Annotated in this window: 12 protein-coding genes; 5 read left to right on the plus strand and 7 right to left on the minus strand. The window is 64.2% G+C overall.

Annotated features, from left to right (window positions below; all coding sequences use genetic code 11):
• Positions 1–194 precede the first annotated feature (194 nt).
• Complete coding sequence (locus tag AC0L2K_RS20430; RefSeq protein WP_473532154.1) at positions 195–2,717, plus strand: ligase-associated DNA damage response DEXH box helicase; 2,523 nt, start codon at positions 195–197, stop codon at positions 2,715–2,717.
• The gene (gene pdeM / locus AC0L2K_RS20435) at positions 2,714–3,430 is read left to right on the plus strand and encodes a ligase-associated DNA damage response endonuclease PdeM (protein ID WP_027155152.1); all 717 of its coding nucleotides are present in this window, start codon (positions 2,714–2,716) and stop codon (positions 3,428–3,430) included. Before AC0L2K_RS20430 ends, pdeM begins: the two co-directional genes overlap by 4 nt.
• 6 nt (positions 3,431–3,436) lie before the next feature.
• Here pdeM and AC0L2K_RS20440 read toward each other — a convergent pair whose 3' ends face one another.
• Genes AC0L2K_RS20440 through AC0L2K_RS20450 form a run of 3 tightly spaced genes read right to left on the minus strand, consistent with a single transcriptional unit; the run spans position 3,437 to position 8,052 of the window.
• Positions 3,437–4,372, minus strand: a complete 936-nt coding sequence (locus tag AC0L2K_RS20440) for a dimethyl sulfoxide reductase anchor subunit family protein (RefSeq protein ID WP_128177084.1) — start codon at positions 4,370–4,372, stop codon at positions 3,437–3,439.
• Between the two features lie 15 nt (positions 4,373–4,387).
• Positions 4,388–5,122 (minus strand): 4Fe-4S dicluster domain-containing protein, encoded by a 735-nt coding sequence (locus tag AC0L2K_RS20445; protein WP_128169882.1) that lies wholly within the window; start codon positions 5,120–5,122, stop codon positions 4,388–4,390.
• Positions 5,119–8,052, minus strand: coding sequence for a molybdopterin oxidoreductase family protein (locus AC0L2K_RS20450; protein ID WP_473532155.1), 2,934 nt, complete (start codon positions 8,050–8,052; stop codon positions 5,119–5,121). Before AC0L2K_RS20450 ends, AC0L2K_RS20445 begins: the two co-directional genes overlap by 4 nt.
• A gap of 279 nt (positions 8,053–8,331) precedes the next feature.
• On the opposite strand from AC0L2K_RS20450, the gene AC0L2K_RS20455 reads away from it, so the two are divergent.
• Positions 8,332–9,234 carry a LysR substrate-binding domain-containing protein gene (locus tag AC0L2K_RS20455; RefSeq protein WP_473532156.1) on the plus strand — a complete coding sequence of 301 codons (903 nt, stop codon included), beginning with the start codon at positions 8,332–8,334 and terminating at the stop codon, positions 9,232–9,234.
• A 6-nt stretch (positions 9,235–9,240) separates the two neighbouring features.
• On the opposite strand, the gene AC0L2K_RS20460 is transcribed toward AC0L2K_RS20455, so the two are convergent.
• The 4 genes from AC0L2K_RS20460 to AC0L2K_RS20475 form a co-directional block, all read right to left on the minus strand.
• The gene (locus tag AC0L2K_RS20460; RefSeq protein ID WP_473532157.1) at positions 9,241–10,497 is read right to left on the minus strand and encodes an Hsp70 family protein; all 1,257 of its coding nucleotides are present in this window, start codon (positions 10,495–10,497) and stop codon (positions 9,241–9,243) included.
• 109 nt (positions 10,498–10,606) lie between these two features.
• Positions 10,607–11,398 (minus strand): TIGR02186 family protein, encoded by a 792-nt coding sequence (locus tag AC0L2K_RS20465; protein ID WP_128247572.1) that lies wholly within the window; start codon positions 11,396–11,398, stop codon positions 10,607–10,609.
• Complete coding sequence (locus tag AC0L2K_RS20470; protein ID WP_023802164.1) at positions 11,398–12,321, minus strand: sulfite exporter TauE/SafE family protein; 924 nt, start codon at positions 12,319–12,321, stop codon at positions 11,398–11,400. The genes AC0L2K_RS20465 and AC0L2K_RS20470 overlap by 1 nt, the downstream gene beginning before the upstream one ends.
• Before the next feature lie 189 nt (positions 12,322–12,510).
• Positions 12,511–16,476, minus strand: a complete 3,966-nt coding sequence (locus AC0L2K_RS20475; protein WP_473532158.1) for a peptidoglycan-binding protein — start codon at positions 16,474–16,476, stop codon at positions 12,511–12,513.
• A 446-nt stretch (positions 16,477–16,922) separates the two neighbouring features.
• On the opposite strand from AC0L2K_RS20475, the gene AC0L2K_RS20480 reads away from it, so the two are divergent.
• Together AC0L2K_RS20480 and AC0L2K_RS20485 are read left to right on the plus strand one after the other, a co-directional pair.
• Positions 16,923–17,384 (plus strand): MerR family transcriptional regulator, encoded by a 462-nt coding sequence (locus tag AC0L2K_RS20480; protein ID WP_023802166.1) that lies wholly within the window; start codon positions 16,923–16,925, stop codon positions 17,382–17,384.
• A 293-nt stretch (positions 17,385–17,677) separates the two neighbouring features.
• On the plus strand, positions 17,678–19,474 hold the full coding sequence (locus AC0L2K_RS20485; protein WP_287242122.1) for an acyl-CoA dehydrogenase: 1,797 nt from the start codon (positions 17,678–17,680) through the stop codon (positions 19,472–19,474).
• The last annotated feature ends 271 nt before the right edge of the window (positions 19,475–19,745 follow it).

Here is a 19,745-nt window from a genome sequence, read left to right on the forward strand (position 1 = left end):
CCGCCAATCCTGCAACGTTGGTGATTAGCGGAAGCAGACAAGACAGCCAATCTCCCCCCTTGTGGGGGAGATGGCCGGCAGGCCAGAGGGGGGCGCAGTAGAGCGCCCACCTCACTTGCGACCGAAGCCGCGCACGATCACCTTTTGTTCCGATTCTGCTTGGCGATTGCGCGGCGCCGCGCTACCTCTGGCGGGTGACAGAGCAGCCGCGCCTCGCCGAACAGAATGCCGCCGTGCGCTTGCCCGAGCCATTCCTCAAATGGTTCGCGCAAAGAGGCTGGTCGCCGCGCGCCCACCAGGTAGAATTGCTGGCGACTGCCCAGGCCGGGCAATCGGTTCTGCTGATCGCGCCGACCGGCGCCGGCAAGACGCTGGCCGGATTTCTGCCTTCACTAACCGAGTTGGCCGGGCGGCCAGGGAGAAAGCCAGGGCAGGCGCGTCGCGGCATCCATACGCTGTACATCTCGCCGCTGAAAGCGCTGGCCGTCGACATCGAGCGCAATCTCGGCAAGCCGGTGGAAGAGATCGGCCTATCTCTCACCATCGAGACGCGCACCGGCGACACGCCCGCGCACAAGCGCCAGCGCCAGAAGCGGGCCCCGCCCGACATCCTTCTGACGACGCCCGAGCAACTGGCGCTGCTGATTGCTGCGCCCGACGCCAGGCGCTTCTTCGAGGATCTGCGCTATGTGGTGCTCGACGAACTGCATTCCTTGGTGACGTCGAAGCGCGGGCATCTCCTGTCGCTCGGGCTGGCCCGGCTGCGATCCCTTGTTCCCGGCTTGCAGACGATCGGCCTGTCGGCGACGGTCGCCGAGCCGGACGAATTGCGGCGCTGGCTGGTCAGCCAGAATCCACCGGGTGGCATGGCCGAATTGATCGTCGTCACCGGAGGCGCCAAGCCCGACATCTCCATCCTCGACTCGGAACAGCACGTGCCGTGGGCCGGACATTCGGCCCGCTACGCGACACCGGAGATCTATAGCGAGATCAAGCGACACAAGACGACCCTGCTGTTCGTCAACACGCGCAGCCAGGCCGAACTGCTGTTCCAGGAATTGTGGCGGGTCAATGAGGACACTTTGCCGATCGCGCTGCATCACGGCTCGCTCGATGTCGCCCAGCGCCGGCGCGTTGAAAAAGCCATGGGCGAGAATGCCTTGCGTGCCATCGTCGCCACGTCGACGCTCGACCTCGGCATCGACTGGGGCGATGTCGACCTGGTCGTGCATGTCGGCGCTCCCAAAGGTGCGAGCCGGCTGGCGCAGCGCATCGGCCGCGCCAACCACCGCATGGATGAGCCGTCGAAGGCGATCCTGATTCCGGCCAACCGCTTCGAGGTGCTGGAATGCCGGGCGGCGCTCGACGCCAATTATCTCGGCGCCCAGGACACGCCGCCGCTGGTCAATGGCGGGCTCGACGTGCTGGCGCAGCATGTCCTGGGTTGCGCCTGCGGCGCGCCTTTTCATGCCGATGCGCTGTTCGAGGAGGTGCGAACCGCCGCGCCCTATGCCGAACTCGACCGGCCGACGTTCGATCGTGTCGTCGACTTCGTCGCCACCGGCGGATATGCGCTGAAAAACTACGAGCGCTACGCCCGCATCCGCCTGAACAAGGACGGGTTGTGGCGCGTGTCCAATCCTCGCATCGCCCAGCAGTACCGGCTGAATATCGGCACCATCATCGAGGTGCCGGCGCTCAACGTGCGTTATGTCAAGGCCGGCAGCAAAGGCTCTGCCTCGCGCGGCGGTCGGGTTCTCGGCAAGATCGAGGAGGCGTTCCTCGAAACGCTGACGCATGGCGATACCTTCATGTTCGCCGGCAAGGTGCTGCGCTTCGAGGGCATCCGCGACAATGAGTGCTTCGTGTCGAATGCGCCCGGCAGTGACGCCAAGGTGCCCTATTATGGCGGCGGCAAATTCCCGCTTTCGACTTACCTCGCCGAACAGGTCCGCATCATGCTGGACGACCCGCAGCGCTGGAAGAAGCTGCCGGAACAGGTCGCCGACTGGCTGCGCTTCCAGGCCGACAAATCGGTGCTGCCGAAGCGCGACGACCTGCTGATCGAGACCTTTCCGCGCGGCAACCGCTACTATCTGGTGGCCTACCCATTCGAGGGCAGGCTGGCGCACCAGACGCTTGGCATGCTGCTCACCCGCCGCCTCGACCGGGCGGGAGCCAGGCCGCTCGGCTTCGTCGCCACCGACTATGCGCTTGCCATCTGGTCGCTGGCCGATATGGGCAGGATGTTCCGGGCGAAGAAACCGTCGCTGGCCGCGCTTTTCGACCAGGACATGCTGGGCGACGATCTCGAAGCCTGGCTGGCCGGCAGCTGGCTCTTGAAGCGCACCTTTCGCAATTGCGCGCTCATTTCCGGACTGATCGAAAAGCGTCATCCGGGCCAGGAGAAGAGCGGCCGCCAGGTCACCGTCTCGACCGACCTCATCTACGACGTCCTGCGCAGCCATGAGCCCGACCACATCCTGCTGCAGGCGACGCGTGCCGACGCGGCCACGGGTCTGCTGGATGTCAGCAGACTTGCCGAGATGCTCTCGCGTATCAAGGGACGAATCGTGCATAAAGACCTCGAGCAGATTTCGCCGCTCGCCGTGCCGATCATGCTCGAGATCGGCAAGATGCCGGTGCATGGCGAGGCCGATGATACGCTGCTGATGGATGCGGCAACGCTGGTCGAGGAGGCCATGGGGACGAAATGACATTCGCACTCGCCATGACGGCGCTCCTGGCGGATGCCGATCCTATCGGCATCGCCGGCGAGCGTGCGATCTGCGATCGGCGCGGCGTGCTTTATTTTCCCGAGCTTCGGCTTCTGACCGTGTCCGACCTGCATCTGGAAAAGGGCTCGTCGCTGGCACGGCGCGGTACATTGATCCCGCCTTATGATACCGGTGCGACGTTACTGCGGTTGCAGGCGGTGATTGCCGATTATCAGCCGGCGATCGTCATCAGCCTCGGCGACAGCTTTCATGACGGCGGCGGCGCCGCGCGCATGCATGCGAGCTTTCGCGAACGGCTGGAAGCGCTGATGGCCGGTCGCGACTGGTTCTGGGTTGCCGGCAATCATGACCCGGATGCGCCGGCCGACCTGCCCGGCGAGACGGTGCGCGAGCTGGCCATAGGCTCTCTCGTATTCCGGCACGAGCCTTCGGCGGTGAGAGTGGAAGGCGAGGTATCAGGTCATCTGCACCCTTGCGCCCGCATCGTGCAGCAGGGCCGCTCGGTGCGACGGCGCTGCTTTGCCGGCGACGGCGGCCGCATGATCATGCCGGCCTTCGGCGCCTATACCGGCTCGCTCAATGTGCTCGACCGCGCCTATGCCGGGCTGTTCCGCCGCGAGACGCTGATGGCCTATATGCTCGGCACCGAGCGCATTTTTGCGATTTCCCACGCGATGCTGCGGCCGGGCTGAGCTGCTCTACCTGCCGTAGTAGAGGGTGACGGTGTGTTTCGCTTCGGCGAAGAACAGCCAGCGTTCGACCAGCATGCCGGCGAATTGGGCTGATGTGGCGAGTGCCGACAGCACCGCCGCATAGGGCCATGGCAAGGCGAACGCGGCAATCAGCAGCAAGACGGGCAGAGCGAAGGCCAGCACTTGCGTGATCTGGCGCAGCCGCGCCTTGTGCTTGCGGGCGATGCGAAAGCCCATCTCCTTGAGCAGGTAGTTTTCTTCGGTGTGCGGCCATTCCAGCGACCGCACCGTACCGCCGGCAAGTCCGGTCGCGGTGTTGGCGTTGGTCGGGATTTCCAGCCTGTCATTGTAGCGCCAATTTGCCAGCTTCCAGCCCCAGCCGAGCAAGGTCAGCAGCACGCAACCTGTCAGAACGATAGTCGAGCCGAGGGCGAAGCCCTGCAGCAGCGCGTTGAGAAGCACGCTGCCGCTCATCGCCGAAAAGATCAGGTAGCCGGGCAAAGTGAAGCGGCTGTGCCACTGGGCGATCGGCTTCAGCGAGGCATAGATCATGCCGGTGGTGCAGACGGTGGCGACCGCGCCGACCGCAGCCAGCAGCCCGGCGACGGCCACCCAGCCGTTTGTGCGGCCGAGGAACAGCCAGCCGAAGGCCAACAATCCCGCCGGCACGAAGGTCGCGACCGAGGCAACGCCTTCGCGCGACAGCCATGAGCTGCGCCATTGCGAGAATGCTCTCCAGGCGCGTTCTGGTCGGCCGAGATGGCCGGCCGACGACAGCAGGCCGGCCGAGATCAGGCCGAGAGCCAGCCCCATGCCGACGAGGCCGAGCCAGAAGTCAGGCGGGACAAATCCTTGTCCGGCCAGCACGCCGAGCAGCGCGAGCAGGCCGTAACCGGCGCCCGTGGCAGTGGTGAAGAAGACGACGGAGAAGGCTGGATGCATGAGGCTGGTTGCTGGTCAGTGCGAAAGCATGCGGTCGACCCAGCCGAGGAAACCGCCTTCGGCCTGCACCGGTTCGAGTCTCGGCGCCGGCACCGATGCAGCGCGCGGCGTGTGGGCGCGCGGCGGCAGATATTTGTTGGTCGGGTGATAGCCGAGTTCGGGCATCAGGTCGACGCCGCCGCGTTCGGCCACCAGTTGCGAGATCGCCGATGCCGGGTCGCCGAGATCGCCAAAGTGCCGCGCGCTGGTTGGACAGGCGGCGACGCAGGCCGGCACGCGGTCTTCTTCCGCCAGATTGTCGTTGTAGATGCGGTCGACGCACAGCGTGCACTTCTTCATCACGCCGACATCGGTATCGAACTCACGCGCGCCATAGGGGCAGGCCCAGCTGCACAATTTGCAGCCGATGCACTTGTCTTCGTCGACCAGCACGATGCCGTCCGAGGCCCGTTTGTAGGAGGCGCCGGTCGGGCAGACGGTGACGCAGGCCGGTGTCTCGCAATGCAGGCAGGAGCGTGGGAAATTGACCGTGCGCCCACCCATCTCCGTCATGTGCTCATAGCTGTGCACGCGGTTGAACCAGACCCCGTCGGCATCGCCGCCATAGGGATCGATGTCGGTCAGCGGCGCCATGTGACCGCCGGTGTTCCATTCCTTGCAGGCGGTAACGCAGGCTTGGCAACCGACGCAGGTGTCGAGGTCGATGACCAGGCCGAGCTTCTTGTCGGTATGGGCGGGAAGGCAGGTCATGATCTGGAAGCCTCTCTTGCCCGGCGGAATTCAGCGCCGAAACTGAGCTTGTCGGGCGAGGGCTCGAAATGCGGTGGCTGCCGGAAGCGCTCGAACTGCGGCTCAGTGAAGCCGGCTTCTTCAGCCGCGCATTTGACGATGCGGACGCGCAGGTCGAACCATGCCGCCTGGCCGGTCACCGGATCGGAATTCGAGTAGCGCTTGCCGTTCGCATCGGCAGAAGTCTGGTCGCCGATGATATGGTTGAGCAGAAAGGCGCGGCTGGATTCGGCCGCATCGTCCTTCAGCCCCCAGCTGCCGCGCCGCTTGCCGATCGCGTTCCAGGTCCACACCGTGTCGGCGTTGACCCCGTCGACCAGCTTGATCTGTCCCTTGACCCTGCCGTTGATGCTCTCGATCCAAACCCAGTCGTCATCGGCAAGCCCGAGGCCGGCGGCGGTTTGGCTGTGCACGAACAGCCGGTTCTGGCTGGTGATCTGCCTGAGCCAGGCGTTCTGCGAGCCCCAGGAATGATACATGTGCATCGGCCGCTGCGTCAGCGCATGCAGAGGGTATTTCTCAATGTCGACAACCGCCTCCTCGAAGGGCGTGTACCAGAACGGCAACGGGTCCATATAGGTTTCGATGCGGCTGCGCTCCGCCTCCGGCGGCAGCACCCTGCCATGGCCGCGCGCGGCGAGGCGAAACCGCTGCATCGGCTCGGAATAGAGCTGGAACACGATCGGCTCGGCCTTCGGGATGAAACCCATGGTCTCGGCAAACTCGAGGTACGATCGGTTGGCCATCTTGTAGTAGCGCTGGTCGTCGGCAAAATCGTGGTGCCAGAAGCCGCCATTGTCGATGTAGCGCTGAAGCTGGTCGGGATTGGCATCGCCCTTGCCGATCAAAATTCCGTCCTTGCCGCGCCAGCCGGCGAGCGGGCCGATGCCTGGCCTGCGCTCATGATTGACGATGTAATCGGCATAGTCGCGGTATTTGGCCGAGCCGTCGTCGGCGACGAAGCCGGGCAGGCCGAGCCGCGCGCCGAGCTCGATCAGCACCGTCTGGAACGCCCGCACGTCGCGGTCCGGCTCGACAACCGGATGACGGATGGCGTCACCCGGTCCATCGGCGTGGCTGATCGGCCGGTCGAGCAGGCTGATGCAGTCATGACGCTCGAGATAGGTGGTGTCGGGAAGCACGAGATCGGCGAACGGCACGGTCTCGGAATAATAGGCGTCGGAATAGATGATGAACGGGATCCTGTACTCGCCTGACGCATCCATGTCGGTCAGCATCGCCATCGTCTCGACGGTATTCATCGACGAATTCCAGGCCATGTTGGACATGTACATGAACAGCGTATCGATCCTGTAGGGGTCGCCGGCCCAGGCGTTACGGATGACCGTGTGCATGAGCCCGTGTGCTGCCAGCGGCGCATCCCAGGAATAGGCCCTGTCGATACGGATCGGCGTGCCGACGTCATCGACCAGCAGATCGTCCGGGCCGCAGACGAAACCGAGCGGCATGCCTTCGAGCGGCGTCATCGCCCTGACGTCCTTGCCCGCCGGCCTCGGCCCCGGCGGCGCCGACCGCGGATAGGGCGGCTTGAAGCGAAACCCGCCGGGCACATCCACCGTACCCAGGAGTACTTGCAGCAGGTGGATGGCGCGGCAGGTGTGAAAACCGTTCGAATGCGCCGAGATGCCGCGCATCGCGTGCATCGACACCGGCCGGCCCTTGATCGTCTCGTGCCGGCGGCCGGCCCAGTCGGTCCACGCCACCGGCAGTTCGATCGCCTGCTCGAAGGCGACATGCGCCAGTTCGGCGGCGATGCGGCGGATGGTGTCGGCGGTAACGCCGCAGCGTTCGGCGACCGCATCGGGAGAATAACTCTCGTGCAGGTAGCGGTCTGCGATAAGCTGGAAGACCGGTACGCAGCGGCGGCCATCGACCTGGAAGTTGCCGGTCAGCGCCGGCTTTGCGTCGGTATCGGTGGCGCTGACGGAGACTTTAGCCTGCCTATCCCAAGCCAGCGGATTGCCGCCGCTGTCGCGTGCGAACAGCCCGTCATCGGCTGCACCCGGCTCCTGGATGACGAGGACATGGGCGTTGGTGTAGCGCAGCAAATAATCGAGATCGACGCGGCCGGCCTTCAGCAGTTCATGGATGAGAGCAAACACGAACAGGCCGTCGGTGCCGGGCCGGATGCCGATCCAGTCATCGGCAATGGCGTTGTAGCCGGTGCGGCATGGATTGATCGAGACCACCTTGGCGCCGCGCGCCTTGAGCTTGCCAAGGCCGATCTTGATCGGATTGGAATCATGGTCCTCGGCGACGCCGAACAGCATGAAGTATTTGGTGTTGTCCCAGTCGGGTTCGCCGAACTCCCAGAACGAGCCGCCGATCGTATAGAGCCCGCCGGCCGCCATGTTGACCGAGCAGAAGCCGCCATGGGCGGCGAAATTCGGCGTGCCGAACTGGCTCGCCCACCAGCCGGTCAACGATTGCGACTGGTCGCGCCCGGTGAAGAAGGCGAGTTTCTTTGGGTCGGTGCGGCGGATTTTCGAAAGCCGTTCCGTCGCGATCGAGAAGGCCTCCTCCCACTCGATCTCGCGAAACTCTCCCGAGCCGCGCGGACCGCTGCGCAGCAATGGTTTCTTCAACCTGGCCGGACTGTAGTGCTGCATGATGCCGGCGCTGCCTTTGCCGCACAGCACGCCGCGATTGACCGGATGGTCCTTGTTGCCGTTGATGTAGCGCACCTTGCCGTCCTTGATGTGGACGTCGATGCCGCAGCGGCAGGCGCACATGTAGCAGGTGGTCTTGGCGATGCTGTCGGAGACGTCAGGCGAGGTATCGACGCCGTCGCCCTCGTCGGGCGCGCGGGTGTCGGCAAGCGACCGTTGGGACGGTGCGGAATTGGCGCCGCGCAGCGGTCCGTGGTTCATGATCCGGCGCTTTTGCGGTCTGCGAATTTGGCTCTCGTCTTCGGCCCAGGGCCGCGCATGTAGTGTTCTTCCGGATGATAACGGTCGCCGGCAAGCCGACGCCGCAGACCGCGGGTCCAATGGGCAAACATGGATTTGAACCGCCCGATCACTTTTCTACCCGTTGCAGGTTGGCCGCGATTTTTTTCCAACGTCGCCGTGAAAATTAGAACAAAGCAATCGATCCGTCTAACAAGTTGCTCTTGTAATTCCAATCGAAATTCTTTCTTAATTCTCCGCATGACCCTGGACCAACTGCGGATATTCGTTGCTGTCGCCGAACGGGGGCACATGACCAAGGCGGCCGAGCTGCTGGGCATTTCCCAGTCGGCCGCCTCGGCCGCCATCCGCTCGCTCGAACAGCAGCATGGCGTTCAGCTGTTCAACCGGGTCGGTCGCAACATCGAACTGGCGCAGACCGGGCGCAGGTTTCTGCCCGAGGCGAAGGCCGTGCTCGAACGGGCGGCTGCCGCCCACGACGTGCTGGAGCACGTCTCGCAGACGATCACCGGCAGCCTTTCCATCGCCGCCAGCCAGACCATCGCCAGCTACTGGCTGCCGCGCCGGCTGGCCTCCTTCCACGAGGCCTATCCCGCCGTCAGGCTGAGCGTGACCATCGGCAACACCAGGCAGGTTGAGACCACCGTACTCGACGGTACGGCTGATTTCGGCCTGGTCGAGGGGCGCACTGAATCGGACATATTGCGGCGCGCCAAGGTCGATGCGGATCGCCTGATGCTGGTCGTGGCGCATTCGCATCCCGAAATCGCCGAAGTCTCGCGCGGGCATCCCGATATCAGGGAACTCCGCTGGATCATCAGGGAAGGCGGATCGGGCACGCGCGAGGTGCTGGAAGATCTTGCCCGCCGCGAAGGGATCTCCTTCGCAGAGCTGCGGATATTCCTGGTGCTGCCGAGCAACGAGGCGGTCCGTCAGGCGGTCGAGGCCGGCGCCGGCGCCACCATCATTTCGGAGCTCGTTGTCGAACGCGCGGTTGCCGAAGGCAGCTTGCGGTCCGTGTCGATCGATCTGCCGAAGCGCGATTTCGCCATGATCACGCATCGTGACCGGCAGGCAAGTCTGGCCCAGATGGCGCTTAAGGCGCATCTGGGCGCGAGGGCCGGCGAGACCGTCCGGGGGTAAGCCGGGTCAGCCGAATTTCCGCTGCGCATCGAGCGCCAGCCCAAGCCCGACCGAGCCGAACATATCGCCTTCGATGACCGACGCCTGCGGCACCAGGGCCAGTATCTGCTGCCTTGCCAGCGGGATGGCGGTCGATCCGCCGGTCAGGAACACCGCGGTGATGGCGGTTGGTTTCACCTGCGCGTCGCGGATCGTCTCGCCAACCGTCGCAGCCACCCGTTCGATATCCCTGGCAATCGTGGCCTCGAGCCCGGCGCGCGAAATTTCGGTCGCAAACTTCGCTCCCGTCAGCGCGACCATCACCTCGGCGGACGATTGCTCCGTCAGCTCGATCTTGGCCCTCTCGACCAAAGCGGCCAGCGCGTGCCCGTAACGATGCTCGACGATGTCGATGAAGCGGTCGACCAGGTCGGCGCGTTCCGCCTCGTAGCGGATCTGGCGCAGATGCGTCATCGCCCGGGCGGTGTAGACCAGATTGATGCGCTGCCATGTCGCCAGGTCGATGAAGTAGCTGGCCGGCAAGTTGCGCTTGCCGTCCTTGGTCGGCGAGAGGTAGCCGAGTTGCGGCATCACATGGGCGATGCTCAACAGCCGGTCGAAGTCGGTGCCGCCGATATGGATGCCTCGGCTGGCCAGGATGTCGTCCTTGCGATCGAGGGAGCGGGCGCGCTGCGGCGAGACCCGCACGATCGAGAAGTCAGACGTGCCGCCGCCCATGTCGACGATCAGCGCCAGCTCTTCGCGCGTCACCTTCTGCTCGTAGTCGAGCGCCGCAGCGATCGGCTCGAACTGGAAGGCAATATGCTTGAAGCCCTGGGTACGGGCCGCGTTTTCGAGTTCACCTTCGGCCTTGGCATCGGCCTCGGCATCGTCGTCGACGAACTGCACGGGACGACCGAGCACCACGCTTTCAACCGTATCGTCCGCATCCTCTTCCAGCCTTTTCCTGAGGTGGCCGACGAACAGGCCGATGATCTCGGTGAAGGCGATCGATCGGGTTTTGATGCGCGTCTTTTCATGGACCAGCGTACCGCCGAGTACGCTCTTCAGCGAGCGCATCAGGCGACCTTCGATGCTGTCGGTATAGTCGGCGATGGCGCGGCGCCCAAAGTAGGTGCGGTTGTCCTCGAAATTGAAGAACACCGCGCTGGGCAGCGTCACCTCGCCGTCTTCCAGCGCCACCAATTGCGGCTGCCCGTCCCTGATCACGCCGACGGTGGAATTCGAAGTGCCGAAGTCGATACCGCCGAATGCTGGTCGCATCGCAAAGTCCTGCATTTCTGATTTGGGGAGCGACAGCTGGTGTTCGGCCGGGCCGGGGTCGCGGTCTAACCCACGAGCGTAAAAAGGGGAACCGCCTTTTGAAGAGAGTTTAATCCTTCCGGAAGACGAGCCTTCCGAGCCAGCCTGTCAGCATGGCCAACGACACCGCGAAGACGCCATACAGGAAAGAATAATCGTGGGCGACGCGGAAGATCGACTGTTCGAAACCGGATTTGCGGATTTCGAGCTGGGCGGAGCTTTCCTTGATGAACAGGCCGCTCTTGAACAGGAACGCACGAGCCTTGTGGGTGCCGACCGGAACATTGGGGGCGAGCCTGACGGTGGCGCGGAACAGGTTCTGCGACAGGAACTGCACGCCGCCGACATTCACGCTGTAGAGGCCGGTCGCCGTCTTGCGCTCGCGCAGCGCTGCGGTGAATTCCTGGATGGTCGCCGGACTGTCGCCAGCGTCGGCCGGCTGCATATAGATGTTGGCGGCGCCGAGCGACAGTTGCTTGTAGCTGTTGGGGTCGGTGACGTCCTGCAGCGGCCGCGTCGTCGCCACCGAATAGGACACCGGCACATTCTTGAAGGTCTCGGACTCCAGATTGATCCAGATGCCGAGCACCCGGTCCTTGCGGCGCACGACGACCTTCCGGGCCGGACCCTCAAGCACGACCACGATGTCGTAGCGCCCCTGGCGGGCGACACGCGGGTCGGCATTTTCCAATGAGCCGAAGATGGTGAGGTCGGCGCCGGAAAAGCCGGCGGTGATTGAGACATGGTCGGTGGACAGGCCGATCTGGATGTTTTCGGTAACCGGCGTCTGCGCTCTTGCCGGTGACGAGGCGGCGAACAGCGACAGCGAGGCAACGGCCAGGAACGTCCTAAAACCCGCCATCAGGTCGGATCCGCGCCGGACAGCGAATAGAGGCTGGGCGGCGTCACGAACAGATCGATGGCGAGCCGGATGGCAACCGCCAGGACCAGCAGTGCGAGCAGCGCCCTGAGCTGCTCGCCGCGCAGCCTTTGGCCGGCCTTGGCGCCGTATTGCGCGCCGGCGACGCCGCCCGCCATCAACAAGAAGGCGAGCATGACGTCGACCGTCTGGTTGGTGGTGGCATGGACCAGCGTGGTGTAGGCCGAGGTGAAGATGATCTGGAACAGCGAGGTGCCGACGACGACGTTGGTCGGCACTTTCAAGAGATAGATCAGCGCCGGCACCATGATGAAGCCGCCGCCGACGCCCATGATCGACGACAGGAAACCGATGCCGGCGCCGAGGCCGAGCACCGGGATGACGCTGACGAACAGCTTCGAGGCCCTGAACCGCATTTTCAGCGGCAAGCGGTGGATCCAGTTGTGCTGGCCGGATTTCTTCAGCACCGGTGCCGCGCCGCTGCGCGTGGCGCGCAGCGCATTGACGCTCTCGACCAGCATCAGCCCGCCGACGGTGCCGAGCAGCACGACATAGAGCAGCGAGATGAACAGGTCGAGCTGGCCGAGCCGGCGCAAGAAGCCAAAGACGAAGATGCCGCCGGTCGAGCCGACGATGCCGCCGGCCAAAAGCACACCGCCGAGCTTGAAGTCGAGCGTGCCGCGCTTCACGTGCGACAATGCGCCGGAGAAGGAGGAGGCGATGACCTGGTTGGCGCCGGTGGCGACTGCGATCGCCGGCGGTATGTTGTAGAAGATCAGCAGCGGCGTGATCAGGAAGCCGCCGCCCACTCCGAACATGCCCGAGAGGAAACCCACCGCCGCGCCCATGGCCAGCAGCACGAAGATGTTGACGGAAATTTCCGCGATCGGGAGATAGATGCCCACCCGTCAGTCTCGATCAGTTTGCCCGTCGGCGAATGCAACCGTGGCGGGCATTCGCGCCAAAAGCCTGTCCGTTCTTGCGCCGGCCGGGCGGCGAAGTCAAACCTCGCCACGTCGCCGAAACAAAAAACAACTCAATCAGTTAACAGGCAAATGTGTGGCAAAGGCGTCGCGGAAACGACGCATCTGACGTTATTTGCGCGCAAGCAGCGCCTTGACCAGCTTTTCGTCGACCGTGCCGGTAGGCTTCAGATCGTTGTCGGTCTGGAAAGCCATGATGGCATCCTTGGTTTTCTGGCCCATCACGCCGTCGTCATTGCCGGCCTCGTAGCCGTTCTTGTTGAGAATGCGCTGGATGTTCTGAACGACCTTCTTCATGTCGACGCTGGCGGTCGTCTGCGGCGTGCCGTCCTGCCACGATTCGGGAATATCGGCCGAATTGGCCGCAGGATCGAGCGGCTTTGCCTTCCACAGCTCCGTGGCGGCGCGTGCGCGTTCGAGCTGCTCGGGCCTGAGCGCCTTGGCGATCTCGTCGCGCTTTGCCGCCGCATCCTTGTCGCCGGTCTTGGCGACGAGCGCGAACCATTTGTAGGACTCTTCGAGATTCTGCTTCATGCCGACGCCCTTCGCCGCCAGGATGCCGAGATTGAACTGGCTGTCCTTAACGCCGAGATCGGCGGCGGCCTGGAACCAGTGCGCGGCCGATTCATTGTCGGTCACGCCGTCCGCCGCCATGGCGAAGAGCACGGCGAGGTTGTGCATGGCGCTGGCGTTGCCCTGCGCGGCGGCGAGCTGGTACCAGGTCTTCGCCTTCTTGACGTCGCGCGAAACGCCGGTGCCCTTCTCGTAGAAGTTGCCGATGCGGTATTCCGCCGGTGCGAAGCCGAGCTCGGCTGATTTCTCGTACCATTTGGCGGCCGCTGCCATGTCTTGCTTGACGCCGCGCGATTCGGCGTAGCGCGAGCCGATCTCGAACAGTGCCTTGGCGTCGCCGCCGGCCGCTGCGTCACGCAAGGCAGCCGGGCCGGCATCGGCTGGAATGTCGATCTTGGCAGTGGCCGCCGCCGTCGAAGCAACCGCTGACGTGACCGTGCCGGTCATGTCCTGGGTCGCGGGCGTGGCGTCCGGCGCGGTGGCCATTGGTTCGGCGTCCGCAGCCGTCGGGCCCGCAGTTGCCGACGCTGTCACGTTCGCCGCCGCCGGATCGGGCGATGTCGTTGAAGCCATTGGTGCAGGAACAGGCTCGGCCGCGGAGCCTGAGTCGACCGACGTTTCGGCATCCGCCGATCTCTCGTTATCCGACGGCGCCTGCGCCGGCATGTCGTCCTCGGCTACCGATTCGGATGGCTCTGCCTGCCGGACAGCGTGGTCTGGTGCGCTATCCCCTGCAGTTTCTGTGTCCGTCTTCGGCTCGTTGACGGTACCGATCGATGCGCTTTCCGCTGGCTGCGCGGCCGCCATCGGCGCCGTGTCGTTGCTGGCAATATCGACCGGGTCGGAGACAAAGGCCTTGCCTAATTGCAGGCCGGCCAGCGCCAGCATGACCGCGGCGGCTGCCATCAGAATCGGCTTGCGTCGCGCCTTGAGCAAGTCGCCGATCCTGAGCGCCTTTACCGGCCCCCTCATCGTCGATTGCCGCTTGAGAGCGTCGGCCTCGGCAGCGGCCGCTTGCGCCGCGCGCCTGGCTGCGGCGATGAAGTCGGATTTCGATGCGTCGGCATTGCCGGCCCTGCCGGGCGGGCCGCGTTCGTCGCGCACGCGCTTCATGATGGCGTTGAGGTCAGGTGGGCCGGAGCCGGGCTCCAGCGGCCGGTTGGCAACCTTCGGGTCCAGCGGCTCGTCGAGATCGGCAACCGGTATCTCAACATCAGGCGCGGAGCCGGCAAGCGGTGGAACAATCGTCTCCTTCTTGGCCTTGAAGGCGCGCGCCAGTCCGCCGAGCATCGACTTCCGGCCGCCGGTCGGCTGGCTTTTTTCCGACGTGTCCGAGCCCAGCGCCGCCATGGCCGCGGCCGCGGCGGCTTCGGCCGGCGTGCGCGTGCCCGGGTCGCTACGCGTGCCCGGTTCGCTATGGGAACCTGGTTCATCGCTGATCATGGCAGAGACATGGCTGTCGAGGTCGGCCATGTCTTCCGTCAGCGGCAGTGGCTGGTCGATGTCCATGGACGGCGCGTCACGTACGGCCATCTTTGACGATCGCACGCCGCGCCAGCTGTCCGGCTCGGCCGGTTGCGTATTCAGAAGTTCGCTCACAGCGTCGGTCGGCTCGCCGGTTTCCAGCGAGCCCAGCCGGTCGACGATCTTGAGCAGCGTGTCGTGGATGGCTTCGAAGGTCCTCGAATTGCGCTCGTCGGAACGGCGCGTCAGTGCTTCGAGCGTCTTCAGATCCTGGGCGAGGCCAGAGACGGCCGCCGTGTTGGCACTGGAGCCCGCCAACGAACGGACGGCGCTCTCGGCTGCCTCGCGCGCCGCGCTGAGGATGGAATCGCGGGTGCCAGCCAGCGACTTCTCGATTTCGTTGAGACGAGGGCTGATATCCTCCAATTCCGGCAGTGGCGCGCCGGGTTTCGAAAGGTGCGCCGACAGGCCCGCGACCTGCGCTTCCAGGCTGCGGATCAGGGCCGGGTCGATACCGGCGACTTGTGCCGCCGATGAATCCAGCCGGATTGAAATGTCTTCGAGCCGGCTTTCCAGGCCACGGATCGCGGCTTCACCTGCGTGATCGGGAACGCGCGTCTCCAAGCGCTTGGCCAGCGCGCTGAAGCGGGCGTCGAGGGCGTCCATGATGCCGGCCCCGTCGATCTGCGGCATGCGCTGGTCCAGCCTGTCGGCAACTTCGTCCAGCCGGCGCTCGAGATCGCGAAACAGCATGTTGCCTTGTTCGATCGCGTCGCCCTGGCGACGCTCCATCATGCCGGACAGCACGTCGAAACGCTGTTCCAGCCCCTGGAAGATATAGTCGGCGTCCGGCATGGCAGGCGCCCGGTCGATCTTGTCGGCAATAAGCGCGATCTGCTTGTCGAGACGCTCCATCGCCTGCTCAGGCAAATTGGCCCGGCTGGCAAGATCGTCGACCCGGCTCGACAGCATGTTGAGGCGGTCGATGACCTCGCCACTGGGGTGGACTTGCGTCACTTCCTCGATCTGTTCGGCAAGCGAGGCGATCCGCTTCTCGATACGCTCGAATGCTTCGGGGTCGAATGAATTGGCCTGCGCGGCGACGGTCGAGGCGACGATGGCGCGGGAAATCTCGTCCAGCCGCTCGTCGATCATTGCGAATGTGCTGCTGCCGAGGCTGTCCTGCTGGCGGGCGAAATGCTCGACGGCGCCGGCAAGCGTGCGGACCTTCTCTTCGAGCGAACGCAGCGACAGCGATTCCGGCAGATTGTTGACGGCATTGCTGATCTGTTCGAGCCGTTCGGTCAGCATCGAAAGACCGGGTGCGTCCGACCGCTGTCGCTGATCGGCATCGACACGATCCTCGAACGCGGTCCAGCGGCGGTCGAACTCGTCCCAGCGGCGGCCGACCGCCTGCACACTCTCCTCGCGCGCCAATGTGTCGAGCGCGGCCTTGACCTGCTCCAGATCGAGCCGGAGCATGTTGACGCTTCTGTCGTCGCTCTTTTCGGCCAGGGACTGGATGGCGCCGGAAAGCCGCTCGAACTCGACGCCGAGTTCGGCGCTGCCTTTGCCTCCCGTCGATTGGCCACCCGGCTCGGTGCTTGCCTGGAAAGCCCGCTCGATGTCGTTGCGCAGCGCTTCGAATTCGCGCTGCAGGCCGGCGGTCATCTGGTGGCGCAGTTCCTCGCGCAGGCCGCGCAATTCGCCGGCGATCTTGCCGACCACGGCGACGCCGTCCTCCTGGCCGCGCACGCGGTCGATGTCGCGGGCGATCGCCTGGTAATTCTGGTCGAAGGCAGCCGGCGCCGGGCTTTTCGGCGGCTGCTCGGGGCGCGGATCCTCATAGGGCCGGGCGCTGGCATAGCGCGGCTCCGCGCTCAGCCGGCGCGGATCGGGACGTTCGCTCAAGTCCTCGCGCGTCCGCTCCAGCCGCTGCTCCAGCGTTTCCAGGGAACGGTTGAGCTGTTCAAGCGTGGTGTATGGCCTGCGCTGCCGGCCGGTGTTGAGTGTATCGAGATAGGACCGCTTGCTGTTCATCGATGCGCCCGTTCAGTTTCACTGCTGGCTTTATGACCAGTTCCCAAAGTCCTGCCGGAAACGAAGACGGCCGCGGCTTTGCTGCGGTGGGCTCCGAAACCGTGAAAAATTCGCTACAGGATAACCACGGGTGACCGACATGCGCACAATTCGCCCAACGTGGTAAACAACGCGTTAACCAAGCTTAAGAAGTTGCAACGATGTTGACGAGCGCCTGAAGCGCCGCCGGGCCATGCGGTGGCGGATGCGGCAAAAAGGTCCTCCCGCACGACGCCCTTGCTTCGTGAGGCGGCTATCGGTATAGAATTGACGTAAACGTAAGGGTGCAGATTGTGCCGTTTGCGATTTTGTTTGTTGAAACCACGAGTGGAAGCACGCCCCCGCTTCGACTCAGGCGACGCACGGTCCAGGACCGCGGCGCCACCAGATGGGGAAAGCCAGTGACCATGAAACTTGTTTCGCCCGGCGAAGCCGCGGCCAATACCAATGACATGTCCGATAAAGCCGGCGAGGATCTTGTCCGCATCGGCGAGATGGCCAAGAAATACGGAGTAACGCTGCGTACGCTGCGTTTCTACGAGGACAAGGGCCTTCTCAATCCGCAGCGCGACGGCTCGACCCGTCTCTACACGCGCCGCGACAAGGCGCGGCTGAAGCTGATCCTGCTCGGCCGCAAGGTCGGGTTCTCGCTGCGCGACGTCAAGCAAATGATGGACCTCTACGACCCCAGCGGTTCCAACACGAAGCAGTTGCGACTGACGCTCGACAAGTCGGAGAAGCAGCTTGCCCGCCTGCAGAAGCAGCGGGCTCTGATCGACGATGCCATCAACGAGTTGAGCAACTCGATGGCGGCGGTGCGTCAGATGCTGAGCGAACGCTCGGCGCCGCAGGCCAGCGTCGCCGGGTAATTCTTCGCCCGCTTCCGGTGAACCTTCTGGGAGAGAGCCGCGTGGGCCTTGGCTGCGCGGCTCTTCCCTTTGTCTTGCGGCTGCGACGGGACGAAGATCTTTCAATCTGTTCGGACTGGCTACGGCCAGCGCCGTTACGCTATGAGCGAGCGGCGGGGATTAATTTGTCGCATCAAAAAATTGACGTTTACGCAAACGTCAACTTTTGCTATTCCGACCTGAACATTGGTCCGCATGCCCGTCTGACTTCACATTGGGGATTCGGGGCCAAGGCCGCATGGTGGAGGAAATGCATGCCGATCTACAGGGCGCCGGTCCAGGACACGCTGTTTGTGCTGAAAGAAGTGCTGGGCTACCAGCGCTATTCCAATCTTCCCGGATTTTCCGACGCGACGCCGGACGTGGTCGAGGCCATCCTCGCCGAGGGCGCCAAGCTCGCTGAAAATGTCATGCAGCCGCTGAACCGCGTCGGCGACATGGAAGGCTGCGAGCGCCATGGCGACGGTTCGGTGACGACGCCGAAGGGCTTCAAGGAGGCCTTCGACCAATACCGCGAGGGCGGCTGGTTGGGGCTGGCCGCACCCGTCGAATTTGGCGGCCAGGGTCTGCCTTACGCGGTGCATACCGCTGTTTCCGAATATATGATTTCGGCCAACATGTCGCTGATGATGTACCCCGGCCTGACGCAGGGCGCGATCGCCGCGATCATTACCCATGGCACCGACGAGCAGAAGGCGCTCTGGTTGCCGAAGCTGGTCGAAGGCGTCTGGACCGGCACCATGAACCTGACCGAGCCGCATTGCGGCACCGATCTCGGCCTGCTGCGCACCAGGGCGGTTCCCAATGGCGACGGCACCTACAGGATCTCAGGCCAGAAGATCTTCATATCGGCCGGTGAGCACGACATGGCGGACAACATCGTCCACCTGGTGCTGGCCCGCATCGACGGCGCGCCGGAAGGCGTGAAGGGCATTTCGCTGTTCATCGTGCCGAAACTCAAGCTCGATGCATCAGGCAATCCTGGCGAGAAGAACACCGTCTCCTGCGGCTCGATCGAGGAGAAGATGGGCATCCATGGCAATTCGACCTGCGTCATGAATTATGACGAGGCACAAGGCACGCTGCTTGGCGAGACGAATGGCGGGCTGAAAGCCATGTTCACGATGATGAACGAAGCGAGGCTCGGCGTCGGCCTGCAGGGGCTCTCTCTGTCGGAGGTCGCCTACCAGAACGCTGTGTCCTATGCCAAGGATCGCCTGCAGGGACGCTCGCTGTCTGGGCCGAAGGCGCCGGACAAGAAGGCCGACCCGATCATCGTCCACCCCGATATCCGCCGCAGCCTGATGACCATGAAGGCCTTCAACGAGGCCGGTCGCGCACTGGCACTGTGGACGGCGATCAAGTCCGATATCGCCCACCGTGCCAGTGACGACAGGGACCGCCAGGCCGCCGACGACTACACCGGGCTGATGACGCCGGTGGTCAAGGGCGTGCTCACCGACAAGGGTTTCGACCACGCAGTGATGGCGCAGCAAGTGTTCGGCGGGCACGGCTATATCGAAGAGCACGGCATGAGCCAGTTCGTGCGCGATGCCCGCATCGCCATGATCTACGAGGGTGCCAACGGCATCCAGGCGCTCGACCTCGTCGGCCGCAAGCTGGCCTTGAATGGCGGCCGTGCCGTGCAGGCCTTCTTCAAGGAGGTCGGCGAGTTCTGCGAGGAGAACCGCACTGACGAGAAGATGGCGCCCTTTACCAAGGCGCTGAAGAAGGGCCTCAACGATCTGCAGGCGGCGACGATGTGGCTGATGCAGAACGGCATGGCCAAGCCCGATAACGCCGGTGCCGCCTCGACCGACTACATGCATCTCTTCGGCCTGGTGGCGCTGGGCTATATGTGGGCGCAGATGGCCAAGGCGGCCGGGGCGAAATTGGCGAACGGCGCCAATGGTTCTTCGGCGTTCTACGATAGCAAGCTGGTGACGGCGCGCTTCTTCATGGAGCGGATCATGCCGGAAACGTCGGCGCACCTCGCCCGCATCTCCAGCGGCGCCGATACATTGATGGCACTGCCGGCGGAAGCGTTCTAAGCTCGATTTTCCTTCCCCCTCGAGGGGAGGGTGGCCCGAAGGGCCGAGAGGGGTCCTGCGTGCAGTGCGCCGACCTGGTTGGCGCCTTGGGAGGAGAATGATCGCGTTGCCTCAAATCCATGTCAGTTTCGAACAGCAGTAAGATAAGATCGAGCACTTCATCGGCGACCCCACCCGGCCCTTCGGGCCACCCTCCCCTCGAGGGGAGGGGGGCGTCGGCGCAAGGGAGAAACAGCATGACCAACCCCGCCGAAATTCTTGGCCTTCCCAA

This window comes from Mesorhizobium sp. WSM4817, assembly GCF_055811135.1.